Genomic DNA, 21,773 nt, shown 5'->3' with positions numbered 1-21,773 from the left:
GCTTTCACTTGAGTAACAACCTTGTAATTTAGGGGTTCGTTGGTGCCCACGGGGCGGGGTTGGGCAGCTAGAGTAGGGGCCTAGTTATATTCCCTTTTTCGTCGACCCCTGAAAGTGGGACTCAGCCACATGATGACTGCCGTGCCGATCATTCTCGTAATCGTGCTGTGGCTCTTCATCCTCGCTCCGTTGCTTTTGCGCTCGCAGCGTCCGATGAGCCACACAGGTGAGGCCTTTGAAGAGACCCGCGTGCTCTTCGAAGGAGATTCCGGCTCCGTGCCGGGCCGCCGTAAACCGCGCCTGGGCAAGGAGGATATCCGCCCGCACACCCCGGCAGCAGCGGAGGCCAGCGATGAGGAGGCCGAGTATGAGCTGGTTGAGGCCGAGGGGGTTGCTGATACCGCGGAGTCGCTCCAGGGCGATGCCGAAGGAAAGAGCGCTGCCGAATCCGTAGTGGCGGACACGATTGATGGCGAAGTCGTAGAAGCTGAAGACGCCGAGGCGGACTTTGAGCTCGAGGATGATTCCGACGACGCTGCCGAGGATGATCATGGGTCGGAGCAGGAGGTTGAGAACGTTGAGGCGGATGCCGCCGAGGTATTCACGGCTCCTGCCAACGCCGGCGTGGCCGAGGATGCCTATGACTTCGATGAGACCTATACCTCGCCGGTTGATCTGATGTATCCGGGTGCCATCGACGCGGTGGAGGAAGCACCGGCTGCGTCTGATGTGAGCAACTCCGACGAAGCAGAGGTTGAAGCGGAGAGCACTGACGCCGAAGGCGCAGAGGAAGGTTCGGCCGCCGTCCCGCAGGGCGGAGACCTTGTTGCTACTGAGACTGAGGACGAGGAAACGAGCGGAAGCGATACCGAGCTGTCCGCCGAGGAACTGGCCTTCGCCCAGCGCCGCCTGGGCCGCGGTGGCTGGGATCCGGTGAAGGAAAAGGAAGCCTCCGCCACGCGTTATCAGCGCCGCCAGCGCACGCTCATCGGCTTGGCGGTAGCAGTGGTAGCTACGGTTTGCCTGGGTATTGTTGTGGGGAGCTGGACGTGGTGGCTGGCAGGTATTGCCGGCGTTATGACCATGGTCTACCTGGTGGCCCTGCGCGCCCAGGTGCGCCGCGAGCGGGAGCTGCTGCGCCGACGCGTCTACCACCTGCGCCGCGCCCGTTTGGGTGTGCGTAATGCGGAGAACCCCGCCGAGTCGCTGCCACCCAACCTGCGCCGTCCAGGCGCGCTCATCCTGGAAATCGATGATGAAAGCCCGGACTTTGACTACCTGCCCGTCTACTCGGAGGGCGATAGCGACGATGGCTTCGACGGTCCCCATCCCTCTTCGCGCCAGCGCCGCGATGACCTAGCAGCCCGCCGAGTTGGTTAATCCACCCGGCCCCTAGGCCGGCCAGATACCGGATGTGCCGCGCCGATGGGAGCCTACGAGGTGGGCGTCAACCATCCCGATGGCCGTCATCAGGGAGAAACACGTCACTGGGCCGACGAACTTGAAGCCGGCCTTCTTCAAAGCCTTGGACATGTCCAAGGCTTCTTCTGTGTATTTTGGAATATCTTCTTCGCGTTCCGGCGCAATCGTGTCAGCAGGCAGGAAGCTCCAGATGAATTCATCGAGCCCGCCTGTCTCCCGCAAGGCCACCGTGGCCTTCGCGTTGTTAAGCACCGCGTTGATTTTCAGACGGTTGCGGATGATCCCCGCATTGTTCATGAGGCGCTCGACTTCTTCCTCCCCGAAGCTGGCCAGAAGGTCTGCATCAAAACCCACAAAGGCAGCGCGGAAGGCTTCGCGCTTGCGTAGCACTAGTTCCCAGCTCAACCCGGCCTGGAAACCTTCCAGGCAGAGGCGTTCCAGCAGGGCGGATTCCTCATGGACGGGCATGCCCCATTCGGTGTCGTAATATTCTTGGAGAAGCGGGGAGGTCATTGCCCAGGCGGGGCGGCCAAGCCCCGCGGAGTCATAAACAAGTCTCGTATCGTTTGCCATCTGTGTACTAGTCATGCCTTTTTAGACTGCAGAATCGGTTCATCGGTTCCCCACGGCTCTCACGGCCTCGTGCCGCAGAGCGTGGCCTCGTGCTCCAACAGCATCTGCTTCGCGGCTGTGCCCCCACGATAGGAACCGAGGCCGCCGCTTGCCGGAACGACGCGGTGGCACGGCACCACGATGGGAAGCGGGTTCGTAGCACAGGCGCTTCCAGCAGCGCGGGCGGCCTGTGCACTACCGGCGGCAGCAGCGAGGCGCGAATAGGTCCAGCGCTCGCCGAATGGGATATCGCGCAGCGCACGTTGCGCGCGGTCGCGGAAGGTGTGCGGGGATGCGGGGACGTCGAGAAGCAGCTCAAAATCCCTGCGCGTGCCCGCAAAGTATTCGGTGATTTGCTGGGCAGCGGCGACGAGGGCGTCGGACCCCGCAACACCAGCGCCCGCAACACCAGCATTCGCAGTACTGGGGTGTCGGGCGCTGGTAGGGCCATCGGGGAGGCGCTGCAGACCGCTGAGATCCGGAGATTCACCGGGGAAATACACCCGTGACAAACCCCGCTTAGAGGAGACAAGGAGAAGACGGCCGAGCGGAGTGTCCAGCGAGGTCCACATGTGCATGGTAGGAGGGGAGTCCTTTCGGAGGGAGGTGGTCATCCAGGGTAGTCTATGAACCATGAATAGACCCGCCGTACGCGATGCCGCGCTGCTCATCTTCCGCGCGGTGCTGGGAGTTATCTTCGTCGCGCACGGTGTGGACAAGATGTTCTTTAGCGGTATGGACGAGGTGACCGGTCAATTCTCCGCATGGGGAGTTCCGCAACCGCAGACCTCGGCGTACTTGGCTGCCTTCGCAGAGATGCTGGGCGGGGCGGCCCTCGTGGTCGGCCTGCTCACCACCTTTGTGGCAGGGGCATTGGCGCTGCTTATGGCATGTGCATTGTACTTCGTGCATATGGGCAATGGCCTCTTCGCCGCCGATGGTGGCATCGAGTACCCGCTGGTTCTCATCGTGTCGCTGCTCATGATCGTTGTCTTCGGCTCCGGCCGGGCGAGTGTGGATGGGGTGTTGAGCCGTGCTGACGCATGAGCAGGTGCAAGCGGCGATCTCCGCGCAGCTCGATGGGGAAGCCCCGCAGCTGGCGCCCGATGTCATTGACGCGCATGTCTCCGGCTGCCCGGAGTGTGCCGCCTTCCGGGAGAAGGCGGCGGCCTTGTCTCGCTCACTGAGCCTCGTGGAACCTGAGGGCCTCCCGCCGCAGGACTTGTCGGAAGTCATCCTGGCTGGCGTGGAGCCGGAGTGGCAGCGGGCCTCCAGCGCGCGGCAGGCATCGCTCACGCTGGCTCGAGTAGCTCTCGGAGTGTTGTCCGTGGCGTTTCTGATCTGGGCGATCGTGGTCGTCGTCAGTGCTTCCGGCTTGACCACCCTGGGCAGTGAAGGAACCCTCGCGGAAGGGGCCGACCCGGAGCGCGCACACCTTCTGATGGAGGCTGCGGCGCTGCGCTTCGGTCTGGCGAGCGGTTTAGTTTTTGCTGCCTGGCGCCCAGCCTCAGCGCCTGGATTGCTGCCGGTGGTCTGCACGATATTCGCGTTCTTGTGCGGCTTTACCATGCGCGACTTTGCCTTGGGCAGCGTTGTCGCGGAGCAGGTTTATATCCTCATCGGCACCGGTCTCGCAACGGCCAGCCTGGGGTGGGCGTGGGCGGCCGACCGGGGCTTCTTGCTCCGGGACGTGTATAGGACGTTGTCCGCTAACCCGCGCTAAGCCTCAAAAGGCCACGTCTAAGAGGCTACGTCTAAGTGGCCGAGCCTAAGGGCCCAAGCCAAAGCAGCTTGGGCCAGGGGGTAGGGCCAGGGGCTTAGGTCCAGGACGGTAGCCACATCATGGAGTGGTACCAAGAATCCGGGATGAGGTAGCCGTAGAGAATCGGGGAGAAGTAGGCAAACATTGCCACGACGAGCGCGGCGTAGCACACGGTAAGGAAGGTGCCCAGCGGCATCGCGGCCCCAAAAAGCTCCGTGAGCCAGCGCCATTGCAGAACCCGTCCACGTCCAATCATTTGCCCCAAAGCCAGGGAGATCAGCACGATGACGAACGGGATGAACGCCGTGGCGTAGAAGAAGTACATCTGTCGGTCGAAGACCATGAGCCAGGGCAGGAAACCCGCCGCGGCACCCACAAGCGGGATGAGGAAGGCGCGGTTGCGTCGCACGAGCAAGGACCACAGTCCCCACAGCACCGCCGGGATAACCAGCCACCAAATGACCGGGGTACCAAAGAGGTACAGCATCCTGCGGCAGGATCCGCCGTCCCCGCAAGAGATGTCCGTGGAGGAGTAGTAGAGGATGGGGCGTGCGGCCACCAGCCAAGCCCATGGCTTGGAGTCCCAGGGGTGGCTGTGGCCACCTGAGGAGGTCAAGGAGGCGTGGAACTCCAGCACAGAGGAGTGGTAGTAGAACCAACCGGCAAGAGGCTCGGGGAGGTGGAGCAGCCAAGAGCCATCCTCGATCGTGCCGTCAACCTTGGCGTGGCGGTAGACAGCGGTCTCATCGGCGAACCAGGCGCGCCAAGACCACGCATACAGGGCTACGGGGACCGCAACGAGTGAGGCCAGGGCTGCTGGGGTATCGCGTACCAGCGTGCCCACGATGTAGCGGCGTACGCCATACAAGCGGCGCAGAGCGAGATCCGAGAAAACGCTCATGAGGCCGAAGAACATGATGTAGTACAGGCCTGACCACTTCACGGCCAGCGTTAGACCCAGGAAAACGCCGGCAGTAAAACGCCACCACCGGAATCCAAATCGGGGGCCGAAGTCGGAGTCCCCCATCGTGCCTGACAGGAAGGCGGCGTGCAGGCGCTCGCGCATCTGCTGGTGATCCCGCGCGAGGGCCCAAGCAGCGGCGACGATGAAGAAGACCTGAAAGATATCAAGCATTCCGAACTTGGAGGCCACGAGCAGCACGCCGTCGCACACGGCGAGCAGGCCGGCGAGGAAGCCCACCTGCCAGGAACCGGACAAGCGGCGTGCCAGCGCCATGGTGAGTAGCACGGTGCCCACGCCAAAGAGCGCGGCCATGGCCCGCCAGCCCAGTGGGGTGTAGCCGAAGATGGCCTCCGATATCGCGACGATCTGCTTGGCCAGCGGTGGGTGCACAACTAGGCCGTAGCCCGGGTTGGACTCGATGCCGCCGAGGAAGAGGTTGTGCCAGCTGGTGACCATGTCCCATGCCTGCGGCACGTAATGCTTCTCGTCGAAGACGGGAGTTCCCTCGGAGACCGGTGCGGTGAGACCTGCAAACCGCGTGATGAATGCCAGCACAGCGATGATGGCGGTGCTGATCGTGTCGGCCTTGGTCCAGGTGTAGTGCCGGGGAGCAGGGGGAGCTGGCCGGGTATGGATGCCGCGGGCGGCGGGGACGCGCGCGCGGCTGGTGCGGCCAGATCGATCAGTAGGGATTGCGATACTCACGCGGAAGAGTCTAGCGTGCGTGTGCCATGCTGGGGGTATGAGTCTTCAGCTTGAACCCCTGCCGCGTGGAGTCATCCTGGCCGCCACGCCGCTGGGAAATCCCGGTGATGCTTCTGCCCGATTGATGCAGGCGTTGGGCCACGCGGATGTGATCGCTGCGGAAGACACCCGCCGCGTTCGTAACCTGGCCCAGGCGCTGGGGGTAGAGATCCGCGGCAAGGTGGTTTCCAATTTCGACCACAACGAAGAAGAGCGCTCGCGCGCGCTCGTCAACGCTGCCCGGACGGGCACGGTTCTCGTGGTGTCGGATGCTGGCATGCCGCTGGTCTCCGATCCTGGGCACTCCATCGTCACCGCTGCGGTGGAAGCGGATGTGCCTGTGACCTGTTTTCCGGGGCCCTCGGCGGTGCCGACTGCGCTTGCACTTTCCGGACTGGGGGTGGGGCATTTCCTCTTCGATGCCTTCCCGCCGCGCAAACCCGGACCGCGTAAAGCCTGGCTGGAGTCCCTCGTGGGGGAGCGCCGCGCCATTGCTTTCTTTGAATCCCCGCACCGGCTAGCGCAGACGCTTGGCGACGCCTCAGCGATCCTCGGCGCGGAGCGCCGCGCTGCGGTCTGCCGTGAGCTGACGAAGACCTATGAGGAAATCAAGCGTGGCACCTTGGGTGAGCTTGCCGAGTGGGCGCAGGAGAATGCGCGGGGTGAAATCACCGTCGTCATCGAGGGCGGGGATGCCGCACCGGTGTCGTTGGAGACCCTTGTGGAGCAGGTCCGCGCGGAGGTTGAGCGGGGCGTGCGGGCCAAGGATGCCTGCAAGCAGGCAGCAGCGGGAACCGAGTGGTCCAACCGTGAACTTTATGATGCATACCTCGCCGCGCGCGGCTGAGCTTTAACAATAAATTCTGGTGATGCCCGTCTCTTTTGGGCCAATCGTTATGGCATCGTTATGTCACCCGGCGTGGCCGCGGCATGCGCGGTAGGGATGCCATACCTCGGAAGTGCCTCCGAACAAGCTGGCAAGCTGCACAGTTGCGTCACAGAATCGGCAGCTGCGGTGGAATAGCGGTCGTGCAAAGAAGCTCGTGACAGACGCTTTAGGAACGCTATATGTCCGAAGTGCATGTGGCGAATGGTCTTTTTGTTTCCGTTTTAGTTTGACTAGTTGATGAGACAGCACCAAGGTCGGGAGGTATGACAGACTCGACGAATGCAGACAATGTAAAGGACACGGGGGTGTCTTCGGCTGTGCCCCAAGGCGAGAGCTCGCCGGCCGCGGTAGAGGAATACCGCACCGTCGACGAGCGCCTCGAGGAGGCCTCGGCCACAAGCCAGCTCCAGGATATGCTCACCAACAAGGCGTTCAATCCTGAGGCGGCTCCCGCGCCGGTGGAGGAGGAAGAGGACGAGAAGTTTGGCCCAGGCGGCATTGATTCACCGATCGACTGGACCATTGTGGGAATCGCCGGCCTGCTCGTTGCCGCCTTTGTGGCATGGGGCTTGGCTGCTCCAGAGAGCTTTGCCTCCTTCTCCAGCAATGCTCTGAGCTTCGTGGTGAATAACTTTGGCTGGGCCTATGTGCTCTTCGGGACCATTTTTGTGGTTTTCGTTATCTGCGTTGCGGCCTCGAAGTTCGGCACCATTCGTTTGGGCAAGATTAACGAGGAACCGGAATTCTCCACGGTCTCTTGGATTGCGATGATGTTCGCTGCCGGCATGGGCATCGGCTTGATGTTCTATGGTGCTTCCGAGCCACTGAACTACTTTAAGAACGGCGTTCCCGGTCATGGTGAAAACGAGGTAGGAACCTCAATGGCCACGGCGATGTTCCACTGGACCTTGCATCCGTGGGCTGTGTACGCCATCGTCGGCCTCGCCATTGCTTATTCCACCTTCTGCATCGGCCGTAAGCAGCTGCTGAGCCAGGCCTTCGTGCCGCTCATTGGCCAGCGCGCCGCCGACGGATTCGCAGGCAAGATCATTGATATCTTGGCCATCTTTGCCACCGTCTTTGGCACCGCTTGTTCGCTGGGCCTCGGCGCGATGCAGATTCAGGCAGGCCTGCAGGCCTCCGGAATTATTGAGAACCCCACGCAGAACGTCGTCATCGGCATCGTTCTCGTGCTGACCTTGGCCTTTATTCTGTCGGCCATGTCGGGTGTGGGCAAAGGTATTCAGTACCTCTCTAACACCAATATGGTCTTGGCGGCTCTGCTGGCCATCTTCGTGTTCGTCTTCGGCCCAACCGTGTCGATTTTGAACCAGATCCCAGGCTCCATTGGTAACTACCTGGCGAACTTCACCGAGATGATCGCTCGTACCGCTGAGTCCGATAACGGAAACGCTGGCGAGTGGCTATCTACCTGGACCATTTTCTACTGGGCTTGGTGGGTTTCCTGGTCGCCGTTCGTGGGCATGTTCCTCGCCCGCATTTCGCGCGGCCGTTCCGTCCGCGAGTTCTGCGTTGGTGTGCTTCTCGTCCCGGCTGGTGTCTCCACGGTGTGGTTTGCCATCTTCGGCGGTACCGCCATCCACATGGAGCAGAACGGCAACTCCATCTCCGGTGAGTCTGCCGAGCAGGAGCTGTTCAACCTGCTGCAGAACCTCCCCGGTGGTTTCATCGCGGGCATCGTCGCCGCCCTGCTCCTTGCCACGTTCTTCATTACGTCGGCCGACTCGGCGTCGACAGTCATGGGCTCGATGTCCCAGTCTGGCGCTACCACCGCCAAGCCGTGGCTGTCCGCGGCATGGGGTGTGCTCACTGCGGCTGTCGGCCTGACCTTGCTGCTGTCGAGCGAGGATGCCCTGTCAAACCTGCAGAACGTCACCATCGTGGCGGCGCTGCCATTCCTCTTCATCCTCGTCGGCCTCATGTTCGCTATTTACAAGGACTTGAGCAACGACGTAATTTACCGCGAGTACCGCGAGTCCCAGGCCTTCCAGCGCAAGATGGCGCGTGAGCGTCGCCTGCACCGCGAGTTCCAGCGCGAACAGGCCTACAAGGCCCGCCGCCGCCAGCACAGCCAGAAGCACTAGCTTTCACCTAGTTCTGGTGCGCAAGCATTTCTTCCTTACACCCCCTCACTGCATTGCCGGTGAGGGGGTGTTCGATAGAGTAGGGGCCATGACTGAGACAGTTGTCGTTAATGTTGCTTGGCCCTATGCCAACGGACCCCGCCACATCGGACACGTGGCGGGTTTCGGTGTTCCTTCCGACGTGTTCGCCCGTTTCCAGCGAATGCGTGGCAACGACGTCCTCATGGTTTCCGGTACTGACGAGCATGGCACCCCGTTGCTCGTGCAGGCGGATAAGGAAGGCGTGACGGTTCGTGAATTGGCGGATCGCTACAACCGCCAGATTGTCACCGACCTGGCTGGGCTCGGCCTGTCTTATGACCTCTTTACCCGCACCACCACTCGCAACCACTACGCGGTGGTGCAGGAGCTATTCAAGGGCTTGTACGAGAACGGCTACATGATTAAGGAGACCACCCAGGGCGCCATTTCGCCGTCCACGGGCCGTACCTTGCCTGACCGCTATATCGAGGGAACCTGTCCGCTGTGTGGTGCCGATGGCGCGCGCGGGGACCAGTGCGATAACTGCGGTAACCAGCTCGATCCGGTAGATCTCATCAACCCGGTGTCCAAGATCAACGGTGAAACCCCGGAGTTCATCGATACCGAGCACTTCCTGCTGGACCTGCCTGCGGTCAAGGACGTCCTCGAGGAGTGGCTGAAGACCCGCGAGGATTGGCGCCCGAACGTCCTCAAGTTCTCCCTCAACCTGTTGGAGGATATGCGCCCGCGCACCATGACCCGTGACATCGACTGGGGCATTCCCATTCCGGTCGAAGGCTGGGAGGATAACGGCGCGAAGAAGCTCTACGTGTGGTTCGATGCGGTGATTGGTTACCTTTCTTCCTCCATCGAGTGGGCCCACCGCACCGGCAACCCGGAGGCTTGGAAGGACTACTGGCAGAACCCGCAGGCACGCCACTACTACTTCCAAGGCAAGGACAACATCACCTTCCACTCCCAGATCTGGCCAGCAGAGCTCTTGGGCTACGCGGGCAAGGGCTCCAAGGGCGGTGAGCTGCACACCTACGGTGAGCTCAACCTGCCCACGGAGATTGTGTCTTCGGAATACCTGACCATGTCCGGCTCCAAGTTCTCCTCGTCCAAGGGCGTCGTTATCTACGTCAAGGACTTCCTTAAGGAGTTTGGCCCAGACGCACTGCGCTACTTCATCGCCGTGGCCGGTCCGGAGAACAACGACACCGACTTCACCTGGGACGAGTTCGTGCGCCGCATCAACAACGAGCTTGCCAACGGCTGGGGCAACCTGGTCAACCGCACCGTGTCGATGGCACACAAGAACTTCGGCGAGGTCCCAGCCCCGGCCGCGCTGGAGCAGGCAGACAAGGACATCCTGGCACTGGCGGAGGAGACCTTCACCACCGCCGCGAATTTCCTCGAGCAGTCCAAGTTCAAGCAGGCCATGACCGCCATCATGCACGTCGTCGGCGAGGCCAATGCCTATGTCGCGGCGATGGAGCCGTGGAAGCTGGCCAAGGATGAAACCCAGCGCGAGCGTCTGGCCACCGTGCTGTGGACCGCACTGCAGGTGGTCTCCGACTGCAACGTAATGCTGACTCCGTTCCTGCCCTTCACCGCACAGAAGGTGCACGAGACCCTGGGACGTGAGGGCGTCTGGGCCGCACAGCCGCGCATTGAAGACGTGGTGGATGATATGCCGGTCGAACTCGTTGGCGTAGACCTCCCGCCGGAGAACCACCCGTACCCGATCATCACCGGTGACTACGCGGCGCAGCAGGCTGCGTGGAAGCGTGTCGACATTACGCCGGGGACGACGCTGCAGAAGCCCAAGCCGCTGGTGGCTAAGCTCGACCCGGAGCTTGGTGAGACCGGCCCGGAGTGGGCCCCGGTTCAGAAGTAAAGGCGTGGGCTCGGCGTTTCGGCGCTCCCTGGCGCCCGTCCTACTCTTTGTTGTTGTCTGCCTGACCGCGCTGAACCTACGGACGGGCATTGCCTCCGTGGCACCTGTGCTGGGCCAAATCCAAAATTTCTTTGAAATCAGCTCCGGCCAGGCGGGTTTGCTTACCGCACTTCCGGGGCTGTGCTTCGCGGCCATGGGTTTGGCCGCCGTGCCCATTGCTCGGCGGGGCGGGCTCAGCCGTACCTTGGCCGGCGGCACGCTGGCCCTAGCGGTGGGCCTGGCGCTACGTCCGTGGGTGAGCAGCTTCCCACTGTTTATTGCATTGACCCTGTGCGTTGTCGGCGGCATCGCTCTAGCCAACGTTCTGCTTCCCGCGTGGATCAAGCAGCATGGTTCGGGCCGCACGCTGGTGGCGTTGATGACCACCTACACCACGATGCTGGGCGTATCCAGCGCCCTTGGCCCGCTGTCCGCGGTGACGCAAAGCACGTGGCAAGGTGCGCTGTGGATCTGGTGCCTGCCGGCCATCGCACAGCTAGTGGCGTGGATAGTGGTCCTTCCGCAGGCAGGCAAGGACGTTGCCCACGGCGCGGTCGACGGTGCCGGCGCGCCAAAGCCCATGTACACCTCGCCCACGGCGGTGGCCATGCTCTTTTTCTTCGGGCTGCAGTCCTCCATGGCCTATGTCCAAATGGGTTGGCTGCCGCGCATGCTGGTAGAGAAGGGCGTGAGTGAGGATACCGCCAGTGTGGCACTTGCTGTCATCGGTGTCTTTAACATCGCCGGCGGCGTGATCATGCCCTGGCTCATTTCTCGCCTGGACCGCCTAACACCCGTACCGATTGTGCTGGCGCTGTGCACCTGTGCTGGGTGGGGTGGGGTCCTTGTGGCTGCCGACGCCGCCCCGCTCGCCTGGGCCTGCCTGATGGGGATCGGCGGTATGTGCTTCCCGCTGGCGCTGGCGCTGCTCACCGCCCGCACTCGGAGTGCGCTGACGACCGCACGACTCTCCGGTTTTGTGCAGCCGGGCGGCTACATCTTGGCGGGGCTGTTGCCGCTTTTCGTGGGCGTTGTGCGCGGCGCTACCGGTAACTGGACGGCCGTGCTGATTGCGCTGATGGTGCTCAGCCTCTGCATGTTGGTGGCGGGTTTGCGCGCGACTAGGCGGGTCTATATTGACGACGAGCTCGCTGCCTAGCGGGGTCCTCCTTAGTTGCGGTAACTTTTGTATTGCAGCGTTAGTTAGAGTTAACGCCTCGCGTTATTGACGTGTCGCGTTATGGGGGGTATGGTGCATTTATGATTCAGTCGTTCGCGGATAGGGATACAGAGCGCTTATGGAATCGAGAGAGGGTGTCCTCGATAGATTCACGTATTCACTCGGTAGCTCTTCGCAAACTGAGGCAATTGGGCTATGTGCAGAGGCTAGATGAGCTTCGGATTCCTCCGGGGAATAGGCTCGAAGCGTTGAAGGGCGATCGGCGGGGTCAATATAGTATTCGTATCAATGACCAATGGCGGATCTGCTTCCGGTGGACCGCTTTAGGGCCAGAGGAGGTTGAGATCGTTGACTACCACTAAAAAGCTCCCCCCAGTGCACCCAGGTGAAATCCTGATGGAAGATTTTCTTAAGGAAATGGGGATCACCCAGCACAAACTCGCGGTTTCGATAGGGGTCCCGCCTCGACGTATTAACGAAATCGTCCACGGAAAGCGGGCTATTACCGCCGATACGGCTCTTCGCCTTGCCAAGTTTTTTGGAATGTCCCCACAGTTCTGGCTGGGGTTGCAGACCCATTACGACTTGGATGTCGCAGAGGACAAAATTCTTGCCGAGCTGGACGATATTGTGCCGCTTCAGGCAGCGCCGGCTTAACGCGTTTGCCGTCTGTGACCGCGTAGCGCAGGGTGAGTTGCTCAAGCCGAAGTCGCCGTTGTTGCCAAAGTTTCTCGCCTCGCCGCGGGATCTGGCCAGATCTTTGGCAACAATGGCAGTGCCGTCACTGGTGGTGGGGCGGCTGGCACGCGCCTCCCTGAGTTAGTGGCCATCAAACCGCTTTAGGAGCGGTCGAAGTCGCGCTGCAGGTGCACCAGCCCGAGGCGCACGCCGTCCTTGGTGTGGATATTGGGCATGCGGCCGGTTTCCACGAACCCGAACTTCTTGTGCAGGGCAATGGAGGACTCGTTGGTGTCCACGATGTAGGTAATCATCGTCTTCACGTAGTCATTTTCCTTCGCGTGGTCCATGAGCGTGTCCATGAGCTCGCTGCCCACGCCCTTGCCCCGTGCGGACTCCGCAATATAGATGGAATCCTCCGCCGTGCCGTAGTAGATAGCTGGGGTGACAAACTGGAAGTAGGCGGCCCAGCCAATGATTTCGTCATCGTCCACCGCCACATAGACGGGAAAACCTTCCTCCTCCATCTGTGCGAGCCACTTTTCGCGGTCCTCTATGGACTCCTGCCACGTGACGAGGTTGGTGGCCGGCTTCGCGGCGGAGGCGGCATTATAGATGGCGGCGATTGCGGGGGCGTCGGCAAGCTCTGCGGGACGTACGTGCATGATGTTCCTTAAACCATGAGTTGCAAGTGGGTGAGGTCTATCCAGCGCCCAGCTTTGCGGCTGACTTCTTTTAACGTTCCTACAGTGGCAAAGCCGAACTTCTCATGCAACTTGATGGATGCGACGTTGTCCGCCACGATGAGTGCCAGCAGCGTATGGACCTGCTCCGCCTCGCGGGCATGCTGAACGACTGCATCGAGCAAGCGCGTGCCTACCCCGCGGCCGTGGCGGTGGGATCAACGTAGATCGTCGTCTCGTAGCAGCCCAGCCACACCTTAGGATCGCGGTAGGGGCGGTAGAGTGCCCAGCCTAAGTACGTGCCGTCATTATCGAAAGCCACGAAACAAGGACAGTTTTCGCGGCGCAGTTGGTGGAGATACTCGGTGCGCTCTTCCACCGTGGCGGGTTCGCTGCGAAAGATGAAGTGGGTCTCCCGGATGGCCCAGTTCAAGGTGGCGGTCATTGCGGGGACGTCGGTGTCCGTCGCTTCACGGATAATCATGCGCGCAAGACTACACTCGCAGCCATGTCTAAGAAGAAGCCACGCCCCACGCCCGTTCCCGCCGAAGGTTTGAGCCAGCTTATCGACGCCCACACGCACCTCGCCTCCTGCCGCGACGCTGACGCCGACCTCGTTGAGCGTGCCCGTGCCGCTGGTGTTGAGCGCATCGTCACCGTGGGCGATGGCCTAGCGGAGGCGGAGAAGGCTTTGGCCGCGGCGCAGGAATTCGACAACGTGTATGCGGCCTGCGCTATTCATCCCACCAAGGCGCATGAACTCGACGAGGCCGCCCGTGCGCGCCTGAGCGAAATGGCTGCGGACCCGCGCTGCGTGGCCATCGGGGAAACTGGGTTGGACACCTACTGGATACATCATGAGCCGGAGCGCACTGCGCCGCTTGACGTCCAGGAGGAAGCGCTTCACTGGCACGCCGAGTTGGCGGCGAAGGTGGGCAAGACGCTGATGATCCACAACCGCGAGGCCGATGAGGATCTCATGCGCGTGCTGGGGGAGTGCGCTGAGGCGCCGAAGGTCATGCTGCACTGTTTCTCCTCGCCACTTGATGTGGCCAAGGAGGCTCTGGAGCGTGGCTATGTTTTGTCCTTCGCCGGCAACGTGACGTTCAAGCGCAACGAGGAGATGCGCCAAGCCGCAGCGCTCGCGCCAGCCGGGCAGCTGCTCATTGAGACGGACGCGCCGTACATGACCCCGGAGCCCTTCCGTGGTGCGCGTAATGAACCTTCGTTGATTGGTCATACGTACCGCTGCGTGGCGCAGGCGCGCGGCCAAGAAGTGGAGGACTTGGCCGCAGAGGTGGCCGAAACCTTCGCCGAGGTCTTCGGAGTGTGATGATCTTCACTCAAAGCAAAGGTGCTGCTCAACGGTGGCGCGCGTGTTTGGTGTGACGAGTGTGTTGCCAGTGGTGGCGGCGTGTGAGAACGTCTCGATCGTTACGCTCTGTTACCGTATCGTTATCCAAAGTTAGTCCGGCCTTGATGTTGCCGGCTGGCGTGCATTCGCACGCCACGTCAGGTGCTGAGGAGAGTCCAAAGACCTCTCTGGGCACGAAGCAACGCAGAGACGAGTAAAGGTTTATGTCCCCGAAGAAGCAGATCAAGCGAATCAACAACTCCCGCTCCCTGCCACTGCGCATGGCCACCGGCGGTGTGCTCGGCACGTTGGCTGTGGGTGGTGTCGTTGCCGTCGGTTCTCAGAAGGACATCACGCTCGACATCAACGGTGAGACCACCCAGCTGGCTACCTTCGCCGGCGATGTTAACGCGGCTCTCGAGGCTGCAGGTGTGAGCGTTGGCGGGGAGGACGTTGTCTACCCGGCGCTTTCTGAGCAGGTCTCCGATGGTGACTCGATTACCGTTCGCACCGCCAAGCCGGTTGCGGTGACCATCGATGGCGTGGAGACGAAGATGTCCTCCACTGACCTCACTGTGTCTGACCTGCTGGGCGGACTCGACGGCATCGTCCCGGGCGCTGCTATCACCTCCGGTTCCAAGACCGTCGAGGATGATGAGGTTCTGACTGAGGGAATGAACCTTGAGGTGGTATCCCCGAAGATCATTAAGCTCTCTGACGGTGGCTCTGTGTCCTACGCCAGCGTTGCGGCTAAGACCGTGGAGGACGTACTGGAAGCCCGCGGTATCACCGTGGGTAAGGATGACCGTGTGTCGCCGGACCTTGACGCTCCCGTCAAGGCCGGCACGGCCATCACCGTGGACCGCGTGGACATCTCCGAAGAGGAGAAGACGGAGGACTTCGACGCACCAGCTACCTACGTTGATGACCCAGAGCTGGAAGAAGGCACTGAGGAAGTCCGCGAGGAAGGCACCCCAGGTTCGCGCACCGTGACCCGCAAGATTGTGAAGGTCAACGGTGCAGAAGAGTCCAACGACATCATCAAGGAAGACGTGCGCACCGAGGCCGTCGCCGCAGTCATCGCGCGCGGTACCAAGCCGAAGTCCACCGCACCGGCCGTTGCTGAGGGCTCGGTGTGGGATGCGCTCGCACAGTGTGAGGCGACCGGTAACTGGTCCATCAACACCGGCAATGGTTTCTCCGGCGGTCTGCAGTTCACCCCGTCGACCTGGGCTGCCTTCGGCGGCACCGAGTATGCCCCGCAGGCATGGCAGGCTTCCCGCGAGCAGCAGATCGCCGTGGCCCAGAAGGTTCAGGCCGCCCAGGGCTGGGGCGCATGGCCTGCGTGCACCTCGAAGCTCGGCCTGCGCTAAGGCTTCAGCGCCTCGCGTATTAGTCTGGATGACATGACACAACCCCACCTGTTGGGCCCGGTGGAGATCCGCGAGCTCGCCGCTGAGCTCGACGTGACGCCGACAAAGAAGCTGGGCCAGAACTTTTTGCATGATCCCAACACCATCCGGCGCATCGTGGCTGCCGCGGACCTGCAACCGCAGGACCGCGTGGTGGAGGTCGGCCCTGGTTTGGGTTCGCTGACCTTGGGACTACTGGGTGAGGTCGAGCACGTGACGGCCGTGGAGATTGACCCGCGGCTGGCAGGCAAGCTCCCAGATACCGTGGCGGCGCGGGCAGCCAACTTTGCGGATCGCCTCACCGTGGTGGAGAAGGACGCACTCACCGTTGAGGCAGGGGAGTTGGGGGAGCCGACCGCCCTGGTAGCCAACTTGCCCTACAACGTGGCGGTGCCGGTGCTGCTCCACCTGCTGGAGGTCTACCCGTCCATTCGCCGCGTCTTGGTCATGGTGCAGCTGGAAGTAGCTGAGCGCCTCGCCGCCGCGCCAGGCAGCAAGGTCTATGGCATCCCCAGCGTGAAAGCATCCTTCTATGGACCGGTTCGCCAGGCCGGCACGATTGGCAAGAACGTGTTTTGGCCGGCACCTAAGATTGAGTCAGGGTTGGTGCGCATCGACTGCACCCGCCCCTTCGACGAGACACTGCGCCCGCGTCTGTTCGCGCTGATCGACGCCGCCTTTGCCCAACGCCGCAAGACACTTCGCGCCGCCCTGGCAGGTTTCTATGGTTCCGCCGCAGCAGCCGAGGAAGCGCTGCGCGCGGCGGATATCGATCCGCGCCTGCGCGGTGAGAAGCTGGGCGTGGAGGACTTCGTCCGATTGGCGGAAGCCTCATGAGTAGGACAGGAGACGACTCCCCGCAGATCTGGCAGGCGCGCGCCCATGCCAAGGTCAACCTGCACCTGGGGGTGGGGGAGGCCCGCGCGGATGGCTTCCATGAGCTGGCCACCGTGTTTCAGTCCCTCGACGTACATGACCGCGTGAGCTACCGCTGGGGCGAGAAAACCGCAGTGGAGGTCACCGGCAACCATGCGACGGGCGTTCCGGCATCAACCGAGAACCTGGCATGGCGCGCGGTAGAGCTGGTGGCTCACAATCTCATGTTGCCAGCTGCCGGCACGCTCACGATGGAAAAGAACATCCCTGCAGCCGGGGGCATGGCCGGTGGCTCCGCTGATGCCGCGGCCGCCTTGCTTTTGGCCAATCAAGCTTTGAGCACCGAATTCGGCCGTGAAGCCCTCAGCATGGAGAAGCTCTACGAACTCGCCGCGGAACTGGGCTCCGACGTTCCTTTTACCCTCATGGGCGGCACGGCCTTGGGGCGCGGGCGCGGCGAACTCTTGACCCCGATGCTCTCGCGCGGGCGCTATATCTGGGCGATTATCACCAACGCCGAAGGCTTGTCCACACCCTCTGTCTTCCACAAACTGGATGAGCTGCGCGCTGCCGGCCGTGGAAGCACACCACATTCGGACACGGAAGCCGTGGGCCAAGCCCTCGTCGGCGGCAACCCCCACGAGCTTGCCGCGGTGATGCACAATGACCTCCAGCCGGCAGCACTCTCTCTGCGTCCGGACTTACGCAAGATTCTCGACACCGGTGAGGCCGCCGGCGCCCTCAAGGGCATCGTTTCCGGGTCTGGGCCGACCTGTGCTTTCCTCTGCGAGGACGAGGAGACCGCACAGGAAGTGGTGGCCCAGGTCTGCGCCGATAACCGCGGAACCCGTGGCCTGGTGACCACAGGCCCTGCAACCGGCGCAACGCTGGTCTAGCGTCAGCGTTGCACTAGGTGGTGTTCCTTAAAGAACGGCCATCTCCACGGGCTTGAAGTCGAGCTTGTAGCGCTGTGCTTCCTGGTCGCCGAGGAGGTCAAGGACCACCAGTTCTTGCTTGTTCGCATCGGTGACGTAGGCATAGCCGTTTGCCGCCTTGAGGATCGGACCCGGCTGCTGCCACTCCTCGTTTTCCTTCCACGGGGAGATAGCGTCAATCTTCTTTGTTACCTCGCCGGAATCCGGGTCGATGACGTTGAGCTTGCCGTCGGTCGTGAGGACTAAGGCCTCGCCCAGGGGACCGCGGGCCAACGAGCGGAACCAATAGGATTCGCCCAGCTCTACCTTCTTGGCAGAGTAGTCCTCCGTATTGATGAGGGTCACTGAGGTGGGACGCTCGAAGTCGGCATCCTTGTCGGTCTTGTTGTCCGCCAAGATGATGTTGGATTCCTCTGAACCCGCAGAATTGCCGGAGCGCTGGTATCCGTCCTTGCCCGCATAAGCGGAGACGTCGATCTTGTGGAATTCGGTGCCGTCGAAGACGACGGGCCCATCCTCGCAGCCGAAGAAAAGGGAACCGTTGCCGGCGGCAGCTTCGCCGTGGACGCCAGGACACTCAGTGGTTTCCGCAAGGACCTTGCCGGACTTGTCGAGGTGCTGGATGGTGTGGCGCTCGTCTTCCGTGCCCTTCGTGGTGACCACGGAGCCGTCTTTCAGCGGGACGGCCACGCCGTGGTGCGCAGCGCCTGTCTCGACGGTGTTGACGGGCTTGGCGTCTTCCTTGCCGATGTCCTCGGTCTTGTAAATCCGTGCCACACCATCGCCGTCGGAGAAGAGCGCGGTAAAGCCGTCGTGGTGAACCACGTGACCGGCGTGCGGTGCGTCGATGGCTGCGCTGAGAAGCTGCGGCTGCGCCGCGTAGTAGTGCTTGTGGTCGCCGTGGGGCTTGGTGATGCGCCCCGTGTCGAAGGTGAGGAAGCTATCGCCCTTGGTCACCATGATGTGGCGGTTATCGCCGGCATCGCTTAGACGGAGGAATGCTTTCAGATCTTCGCTCTCGATGACCTCACCGGTTTCGCCGTCGAGCGTGGTGAGGCCGTTCTTGTGCGAAAGAAGGATACGGTTTGGCAGCTCGGCTACCTCAGTCTCACCTTCAGCGGCTTCGAAGCGTCATGGCTGTGCTCCCCATCATGGTCATCGCCGTGCTCGGCATGCGCGTGGGAGGCTTCAGCGCTGGAGGGCGACGTGGATTCCTCGCTGTCAGGGGAGGAGCAAGCGGACATGGTGAGGATCGTGGCGGAAAGTGCGGCGCACAGGGCGAGACGTTCTTTTTTCATAGTGCGCCAGAGTATTGGAAGTGAAAATCAATAGCAATAAAGGTAATGGTGCGGGGGTAACCGCGCTGAGGCACTAAGATGAACTCTCGATATGGCGAACCTCATTAACCTTGAAAACGTAACCAAGTCCTTCGGTCTTAAGACCCTGCTGGACGGGGTCTCCCTCGGTGTGCAAACCGGTGATCGCATCGGCATCGTCGGCGTCAACGGCGGTGGTAAAACCACGCTGCTGGAAGTTCTCACCGGTATCGAATCCCCAGACTCGGGCCGCGTGTCCCACAACTCGGATTTGCGCATGGCGGTGGTAACCCAGCGATTCGAACTAGAGGAGTCGCTCACTATCGCCCAAGCCATCATCGAGCCGCTCGGGCTGGAAACCTTCGAGTGGGCTTCTAACGCCAAGGTGCGCGATGTCCTCGGCGGCCTCGGCATTGTTGACCTAGGGCTAGACACCCCTGTGGGCTCGCTCTCTGGTGGTGAGCGCCGCCGCGTCAACCTGGCTGCCGCACTCGTTCAAGACCTCGACATCGTGGTGCTCGATGAGCCGACCAACCACCTCGACGTCGAAGGCGTGCAGTGGCTGGCCAGCCACCTGCTTTCGCGCAAGCTAGCGGTCGTCGTCGTCACGCACGACCGCTGGTTCCTCGACACCGTGGCCACCACTACCTGGGAGGTGCACGACGGTGTCGTCGATGCCTACGAGGGTGGCTATAACGACTGGACCTTTGCCCGCGCCGAGCGCGCCCGCCAAGCCGATGCTATTGAGCAGCGTCGCCAGAACTTGGCCCGCAAGGAGCTGGCGTGGCTGCGTCGCGGAGCGCCGGCGCGTACCTCGAAGCCGCGCTACCGCATCGAGGCAGCCGAGGCGCTCATCGCCGACGTCCCCGCACCGCGCGACAAGGTCGAACTCATGGCCTTTTCCAAGCAGCGCCAGGGACGAGTCGTCATTGAGCTTGAGGACGCAAAGGTCACAACCCCGGACGGTCGCACGCTCGTGGATCACCTCACCTGGCGCTTGGCGCCGGGCGAGCGCATCGGCCTCGTTGGTGTTAACGGTTCGGGCAAGACCACGCTGCTGCGCGCCCTTGCTGGTGAAGTCGAGCTTGCCGCCGGCAAGCGCATCGAGGGCAAGACGGTGCGCCTGGGCTGGCTGCGCCAGGAGCTCGATGATCTGGATCCGGAGCGCCGGCTTCTCGACGCCGTCGAAGACGTCGCCACCTACATTCACCTGGGCAAGAAGGAACTGTCCGCGTCCCAGCTCGCGGAGCGCCTGGGTTTTTCCGCCAAGCGCCAACGCACGCCGGTCGGCGACCTCTCCGGCGGTGAGCGCCGCCGTCTGCAGCTGACCCGCGTGCTTATGGCGGAGCCAAACGTGCTGCTTCTCGACGAGCCCACGAACGATCTCGACATCGATACCCTTCAGGAGCTGGAGTCTCTTCTGGACTCTTGGCCGGGCACCTTGGTGGTCATCTCGCACGACCGCTACCTCATCGAGCGCATCGCGGATAACACCTATGCGCTGTTTGGGGATGGCAAGCTGACCAACCTGCCGGGCGGAATCGAGGAATACCTGCGCCGCCGTCAGGAGATGGAGGCCGCCACTGCGCGCGGCGTCCTTGATTTAGGAGAAGCCTCCAAGAACTCTGACGAGCAGAGCGCGGACGCCGCCCCGGCCAAGCGGTTGAGCTCCCAGGAGGAGCGCGAGCTGACCAAGAAGATGAATGCGCTGGAGCGCAAAATGAGCAAGCTCGACGATAAGACGGCGAAGCTGAACGAAAAGATGGCGGTGGCTGCAGAGAAGATGTCCTCCGGTGAGGGGGACAGCGGTGAGCTAGCGAAGCTCGACTCCGAGCTCAAGGCCATTGCCTCTGAGCGCGAAGAGCTAGAAATGGAATGGCTGGAGTTGGGGGAGAAGCTCGAGGGGTAGGCCCAGCCCTACCCGAAGAGAGCCGCGATGCCCAGCATCGCCGGCAGCGAGAGGAAGGTGGTGAGGAAGACCGTATCTCGCGCCACCGTTTCTCCCGACTGGTAAGTCGCGGCATAGTTGTAGACATTCTGTGCGGTGGGAAGCGCGGCCAAGATAAGCGCTGCGTAGAGCTCGGTGCCGCTCAGCCCCAACGCCCAGCCGGCCGCCAGCGCAATCGCCGGCATAGCAATGAGCTTGAGAACCGTGGCGGTAATCGTCGGCAGGCGGTCAACGGCCAACAGCCCGTCACCGGTGAGTGAGGCGCCAAAGCTCATCAGGATCATCGGGATGGAGGCACCACCAAGGATCTCGAGCGGAGCCATAATGACGTCGGGGACGTGCCAGCCTGCGGCGGACACGATGAAGCCGGCGATCGCCGCGATGACCACTGGGGCTGTCAACCCTGAGACCACGGAACTTAAAATCGAACGCAGGCTTGTTCCCTGGGCGTTGAGGCCGGCGATGATGAAGGGCGAGAGGACTGCCATTTGCAGCACCAGCGTTGGCACCACAAAGGTGGCATCACCGATGACATAGGTGGCGATGGGCAGGCCGATGTTGACTGAGTTGTAGTAGCTGGCTGCGGCTGCGCCGGCCATGGTTTCCGCTCCACTGCGCCGGAAGAATAACGCGCTCAGCACCCAATACAAGGCCATCGTGGCGACCGAAGCTATCGCGATGACGGCGACAACCGGCGAGGCAAAGGCCGCGGTATCAGAGGTGGCCACGCTGGAAAAGATCAGCGCTGGGGTCGCCGCCCAGAACGCCGTGCGATTGAATTGCAGGCGCGCCTCACCTTCGCCGATAACGCCGCGCCGAGCCATGATGAAGCCCACGCCGATAACCACAAAAATGATGGCGAAACCGGTTAAGACGTCCAGCAACAGTGATCACCTTTCGGATACTCGTTAAAAAATCCATACTAAAGCCAGC

At 62.1% G+C, this 21,773-nt stretch carries 23 protein-coding genes; 14 read left to right on the top strand and 9 right to left on the bottom strand.

All coding sequences use genetic code 11. The annotated features are described in order from the left end of the window. Positions 1 to 129: 129 nt before the first annotated feature. The gene (gene sepX, locus FME68_RS04795; protein ID WP_158396390.1) at positions 130 to 1,380 is read left to right on the top strand and encodes a divisome protein SepX/GlpR; all 1,251 of its coding nucleotides are present in this window, start codon (positions 130 to 132) and stop codon (positions 1,378 to 1,380) included. A 12-nt stretch (positions 1,381 to 1,392) separates the two neighbouring features. On the opposite strand, the gene FME68_RS04790 is transcribed toward sepX, so the two are convergent. Both FME68_RS04790 and FME68_RS04785 read right to left on the bottom strand, forming a co-directional pair. Continuing rightward, positions 1,393 to 2,010 (bottom strand): DNA-3-methyladenine glycosylase I, encoded by a 618-nt coding sequence (locus FME68_RS04790; RefSeq protein ID WP_158396388.1) that lies wholly within the window; start codon positions 2,008 to 2,010, stop codon positions 1,393 to 1,395. A gap of 44 nt (positions 2,011 to 2,054) precedes the next feature. After that, positions 2,055 to 2,648: a methylated-DNA--[protein]-cysteine S-methyltransferase gene (locus tag FME68_RS04785; protein ID WP_328287717.1), complete on the bottom strand. Its 594-nt coding sequence runs from the start codon at positions 2,646 to 2,648 to the stop codon at positions 2,055 to 2,057. 19 nt (positions 2,649 to 2,667) lie between these two features. Between FME68_RS04785 and FME68_RS04780 the strand changes: the two genes are divergently transcribed. Then, positions 2,668 to 3,081 carry a DoxX family protein gene (locus FME68_RS04780; RefSeq protein WP_046646952.1) on the top strand — a complete coding sequence of 138 codons (414 nt, stop codon included), beginning with the start codon at positions 2,668 to 2,670 and terminating at the stop codon, positions 3,079 to 3,081. Beyond that, positions 3,068 to 3,757 (top strand): zf-HC2 domain-containing protein, encoded by a 690-nt coding sequence (locus FME68_RS04775; RefSeq protein ID WP_328287716.1) that lies wholly within the window; start codon positions 3,068 to 3,070, stop codon positions 3,755 to 3,757. The genes FME68_RS04780 and FME68_RS04775 overlap by 14 nt, the downstream gene beginning before the upstream one ends. 94 nt (positions 3,758 to 3,851) lie before the next feature. Here FME68_RS04775 and pmt read toward each other — a convergent pair whose 3' ends face one another. Beyond that, positions 3,852 to 5,465 carry a protein O-mannosyltransferase gene (gene pmt, locus FME68_RS04770; RefSeq protein WP_439329285.1) on the bottom strand — a complete coding sequence of 538 codons (1,614 nt, stop codon included), beginning with the start codon at positions 5,463 to 5,465 and terminating at the stop codon, positions 3,852 to 3,854. A gap of 37 nt (positions 5,466 to 5,502) precedes the next feature. Between pmt and rsmI the strand changes: the two genes are divergently transcribed. From rsmI to FME68_RS04740, 6 genes are all read left to right on the top strand, one after another. Beyond that, complete coding sequence (rsmI, locus tag FME68_RS04765) at positions 5,503 to 6,351, top strand: 16S rRNA (cytidine(1402)-2'-O)-methyltransferase (RefSeq protein ID WP_158396386.1); 849 nt, start codon at positions 5,503 to 5,505, stop codon at positions 6,349 to 6,351. Positions 6,352 to 6,656: 305 nt separating this feature from the next. Continuing rightward, positions 6,657 to 8,498, top strand: a complete 1,842-nt coding sequence (locus tag FME68_RS04760) for a BCCT family transporter (protein ID WP_158396384.1) — start codon at positions 6,657 to 6,659, stop codon at positions 8,496 to 8,498. Positions 8,499 to 8,586: 88 nt separating this feature from the next. Further along, positions 8,587 to 10,419 carry a methionine--tRNA ligase gene (gene metG / locus FME68_RS04755; RefSeq protein ID WP_158396382.1) on the top strand — a complete coding sequence of 611 codons (1,833 nt, stop codon included), beginning with the start codon at positions 8,587 to 8,589 and terminating at the stop codon, positions 10,417 to 10,419. Between the two features lie 4 nt (positions 10,420 to 10,423). Further along, complete coding sequence (locus FME68_RS04750; protein WP_328287715.1) at positions 10,424 to 11,617, top strand: MFS transporter; 1,194 nt, start codon at positions 10,424 to 10,426, stop codon at positions 11,615 to 11,617. 101 nt (positions 11,618 to 11,718) lie between these two features. Continuing rightward, positions 11,719 to 12,000 (top strand): type II toxin-antitoxin system RelE/ParE family toxin, encoded by a 282-nt coding sequence (locus tag FME68_RS04745; protein ID WP_046646946.1) that lies wholly within the window; start codon positions 11,719 to 11,721, stop codon positions 11,998 to 12,000. Between the two features lie 34 nt (positions 12,001 to 12,034). Continuing rightward, complete coding sequence (locus FME68_RS04740) at positions 12,035 to 12,295, top strand: HigA family addiction module antitoxin (protein ID WP_046646945.1); 261 nt, start codon at positions 12,035 to 12,037, stop codon at positions 12,293 to 12,295. A 182-nt stretch (positions 12,296 to 12,477) separates the two neighbouring features. On the opposite strand, the gene FME68_RS04735 is transcribed toward FME68_RS04740, so the two are convergent. From FME68_RS04735 to FME68_RS13195, 3 genes are read right to left on the bottom strand one after another with little or no spacing between them, the layout of a single operon-like run. After that, on the bottom strand, positions 12,478 to 12,981 hold the full coding sequence (locus tag FME68_RS04735) for a GNAT family N-acetyltransferase (protein WP_158396378.1): 504 nt from the start codon (positions 12,979 to 12,981) through the stop codon (positions 12,478 to 12,480). Between the two features lie 8 nt (positions 12,982 to 12,989). After that, positions 12,990 to 13,184 carry a GNAT family N-acetyltransferase gene (locus tag FME68_RS13200; protein WP_230308892.1) on the bottom strand — a complete coding sequence of 65 codons (195 nt, stop codon included), beginning with the start codon at positions 13,182 to 13,184 and terminating at the stop codon, positions 12,990 to 12,992. Positions 13,185 to 13,192: 8 nt separating this feature from the next. Then, positions 13,193 to 13,483 (bottom strand): GNAT family N-acetyltransferase, encoded by a 291-nt coding sequence (locus tag FME68_RS13195; RefSeq protein ID WP_230308891.1) that lies wholly within the window; start codon positions 13,481 to 13,483, stop codon positions 13,193 to 13,195. Positions 13,484 to 13,507: 24 nt separating this feature from the next. Here FME68_RS13195 and FME68_RS04725 point away from each other — a divergent pair, with 24 nt between their 5' ends. The 4 genes from FME68_RS04725 (at position 13,508) to FME68_RS04710 (ending at position 17,537) form a co-directional block, all read left to right on the top strand. Next, complete coding sequence (locus FME68_RS04725) at positions 13,508 to 14,332, top strand: TatD family hydrolase (RefSeq protein WP_158396376.1); 825 nt, start codon at positions 13,508 to 13,510, stop codon at positions 14,330 to 14,332. Positions 14,333 to 14,577: 245 nt separating this feature from the next. Beyond that, positions 14,578 to 15,726 (top strand): resuscitation-promoting factor, encoded by a 1,149-nt coding sequence (locus tag FME68_RS04720; RefSeq protein ID WP_158396374.1) that lies wholly within the window; start codon positions 14,578 to 14,580, stop codon positions 15,724 to 15,726. A 33-nt stretch (positions 15,727 to 15,759) separates the two neighbouring features. Beyond that, positions 15,760 to 16,602, top strand: coding sequence for a 16S rRNA (adenine(1518)-N(6)/adenine(1519)-N(6))-dimethyltransferase RsmA (gene rsmA / locus FME68_RS04715; protein WP_070515914.1), 843 nt, complete (start codon positions 15,760 to 15,762; stop codon positions 16,600 to 16,602). After that, on the top strand, positions 16,599 to 17,537 hold the full coding sequence (locus FME68_RS04710; RefSeq protein WP_158396372.1) for a 4-(cytidine 5'-diphospho)-2-C-methyl-D-erythritol kinase: 939 nt from the start codon (positions 16,599 to 16,601) through the stop codon (positions 17,535 to 17,537). Before rsmA ends, FME68_RS04710 begins: the two co-directional genes overlap by 4 nt. A gap of 27 nt (positions 17,538 to 17,564) precedes the next feature. Here FME68_RS04710 and FME68_RS04705 read toward each other — a convergent pair whose 3' ends face one another. Beyond that, positions 17,565 to 18,536, bottom strand: coding sequence for an NHL repeat-containing protein (locus tag FME68_RS04705; protein WP_230308890.1), 972 nt, complete (start codon positions 18,534 to 18,536; stop codon positions 17,565 to 17,567). A gap of 137 nt (positions 18,537 to 18,673) precedes the next feature. Further along, positions 18,674 to 18,874: a hypothetical protein gene (locus tag FME68_RS13190; RefSeq protein WP_230308889.1), complete on the bottom strand. Its 201-nt coding sequence runs from the start codon at positions 18,872 to 18,874 to the stop codon at positions 18,674 to 18,676. A 91-nt stretch (positions 18,875 to 18,965) separates the two neighbouring features. On the opposite strand from FME68_RS13190, the gene FME68_RS04700 reads away from it, so the two are divergent. Then, positions 18,966 to 20,801: an ABC-F family ATP-binding cassette domain-containing protein gene (locus FME68_RS04700; protein ID WP_158396370.1), complete on the top strand. Its 1,836-nt coding sequence runs from the start codon at positions 18,966 to 18,968 to the stop codon at positions 20,799 to 20,801. Positions 20,802 to 20,809: 8 nt separating this feature from the next. Here FME68_RS04700 and FME68_RS04695 read toward each other — a convergent pair whose 3' ends face one another. Then, positions 20,810 to 21,724 (bottom strand): AEC family transporter, encoded by a 915-nt coding sequence (locus FME68_RS04695; RefSeq protein ID WP_158396368.1) that lies wholly within the window; start codon positions 21,722 to 21,724, stop codon positions 20,810 to 20,812. Between the last annotated feature and the right edge of the window lie 49 nt (positions 21,725 to 21,773).

The sequence above is a fragment of the Corynebacterium hiratae genome, from assembly GCF_009708045.1.
Classification (GTDB): Bacteria; Actinomycetota; Actinomycetes; order Mycobacteriales; family Mycobacteriaceae; genus Corynebacterium; species Corynebacterium hiratae.
The sequence above is the reverse complement of the archived record's forward strand: the minus strand, read 5'-3'. Positions and strand labels throughout refer to the sequence as shown.

What these genes read in the sequence shown, in the direction of transcription:
- FME68_RS04700 (WP_158396370.1), top strand. Translation starts at nt 18,966, where the DNA reads ATGGCGAACCTCATTAACCTTGAAAACGTAACCAAGTCCTTCGGTCTT.
- FME68_RS04725 (WP_158396376.1), top strand. Translation starts at nt 13,508, where the DNA reads ATGTCTAAGAAGAAGCCACGCCCCACGCCCGTTCCCGCCGAAGGTTTG.
- rsmI (WP_158396386.1), top strand. Translation starts at nt 5,503, where the DNA reads ATGAGTCTTCAGCTTGAACCCCTGCCGCGTGGAGTCATCCTGGCCGCC.
- FME68_RS04720 (WP_158396374.1), top strand. Translation starts at nt 14,578, where the DNA reads ATGTCCCCGAAGAAGCAGATCAAGCGAATCAACAACTCCCGCTCCCTG.
- FME68_RS04705 (WP_230308890.1), bottom strand. Translation starts at nt 18,536, where the DNA reads ATGGTGACCAAGGGCGATAGCTTCCTCACCTTCGACACGGGGCGCATC.
- FME68_RS13195 (WP_230308891.1), bottom strand. Translation starts at nt 13,483, where the DNA reads ATGATTATCCGTGAAGCGACGGACACCGACGTCCCCGCAATGACCGCC.
- FME68_RS04735 (WP_158396378.1), bottom strand. Translation starts at nt 12,981, where the DNA reads ATGCACGTACGTCCCGCAGAGCTTGCCGACGCCCCCGCAATCGCCGCC.
- FME68_RS04710 (WP_158396372.1), top strand. Translation starts at nt 16,599, where the DNA reads ATGAGTAGGACAGGAGACGACTCCCCGCAGATCTGGCAGGCGCGCGCC.
- FME68_RS04785 (WP_328287717.1), bottom strand. Translation starts at nt 2,648, where the DNA reads ATGACCACCTCCCTCCGAAAGGACTCCCCTCCTACCATGCACATGTGG.
- FME68_RS04780 (WP_046646952.1), top strand. Translation starts at nt 2,668, where the DNA reads ATGAATAGACCCGCCGTACGCGATGCCGCGCTGCTCATCTTCCGCGCG.
- rsmA (WP_070515914.1), top strand. Translation starts at nt 15,760, where the DNA reads ATGACACAACCCCACCTGTTGGGCCCGGTGGAGATCCGCGAGCTCGCC.
- sepX (WP_158396390.1), top strand. Translation starts at nt 130, where the DNA reads ATGATGACTGCCGTGCCGATCATTCTCGTAATCGTGCTGTGGCTCTTC.
- FME68_RS04760 (WP_158396384.1), top strand. Translation starts at nt 6,657, where the DNA reads ATGACAGACTCGACGAATGCAGACAATGTAAAGGACACGGGGGTGTCT.
- metG (WP_158396382.1), top strand. Translation starts at nt 8,587, where the DNA reads ATGACTGAGACAGTTGTCGTTAATGTTGCTTGGCCCTATGCCAACGGA.
- FME68_RS13190 (WP_230308889.1), bottom strand. Translation starts at nt 18,874, where the DNA reads ATGAAAAAAGAACGTCTCGCCCTGTGCGCCGCACTTTCCGCCACGATC.
- FME68_RS04790 (WP_158396388.1), bottom strand. Translation starts at nt 2,010, where the DNA reads ATGACTAGTACACAGATGGCAAACGATACGAGACTTGTTTATGACTCC.
- FME68_RS04745 (WP_046646946.1), top strand. Translation starts at nt 11,719, where the DNA reads ATGATTCAGTCGTTCGCGGATAGGGATACAGAGCGCTTATGGAATCGA.
- FME68_RS04740 (WP_046646945.1), top strand. Translation starts at nt 12,035, where the DNA reads ATGGAAGATTTTCTTAAGGAAATGGGGATCACCCAGCACAAACTCGCG.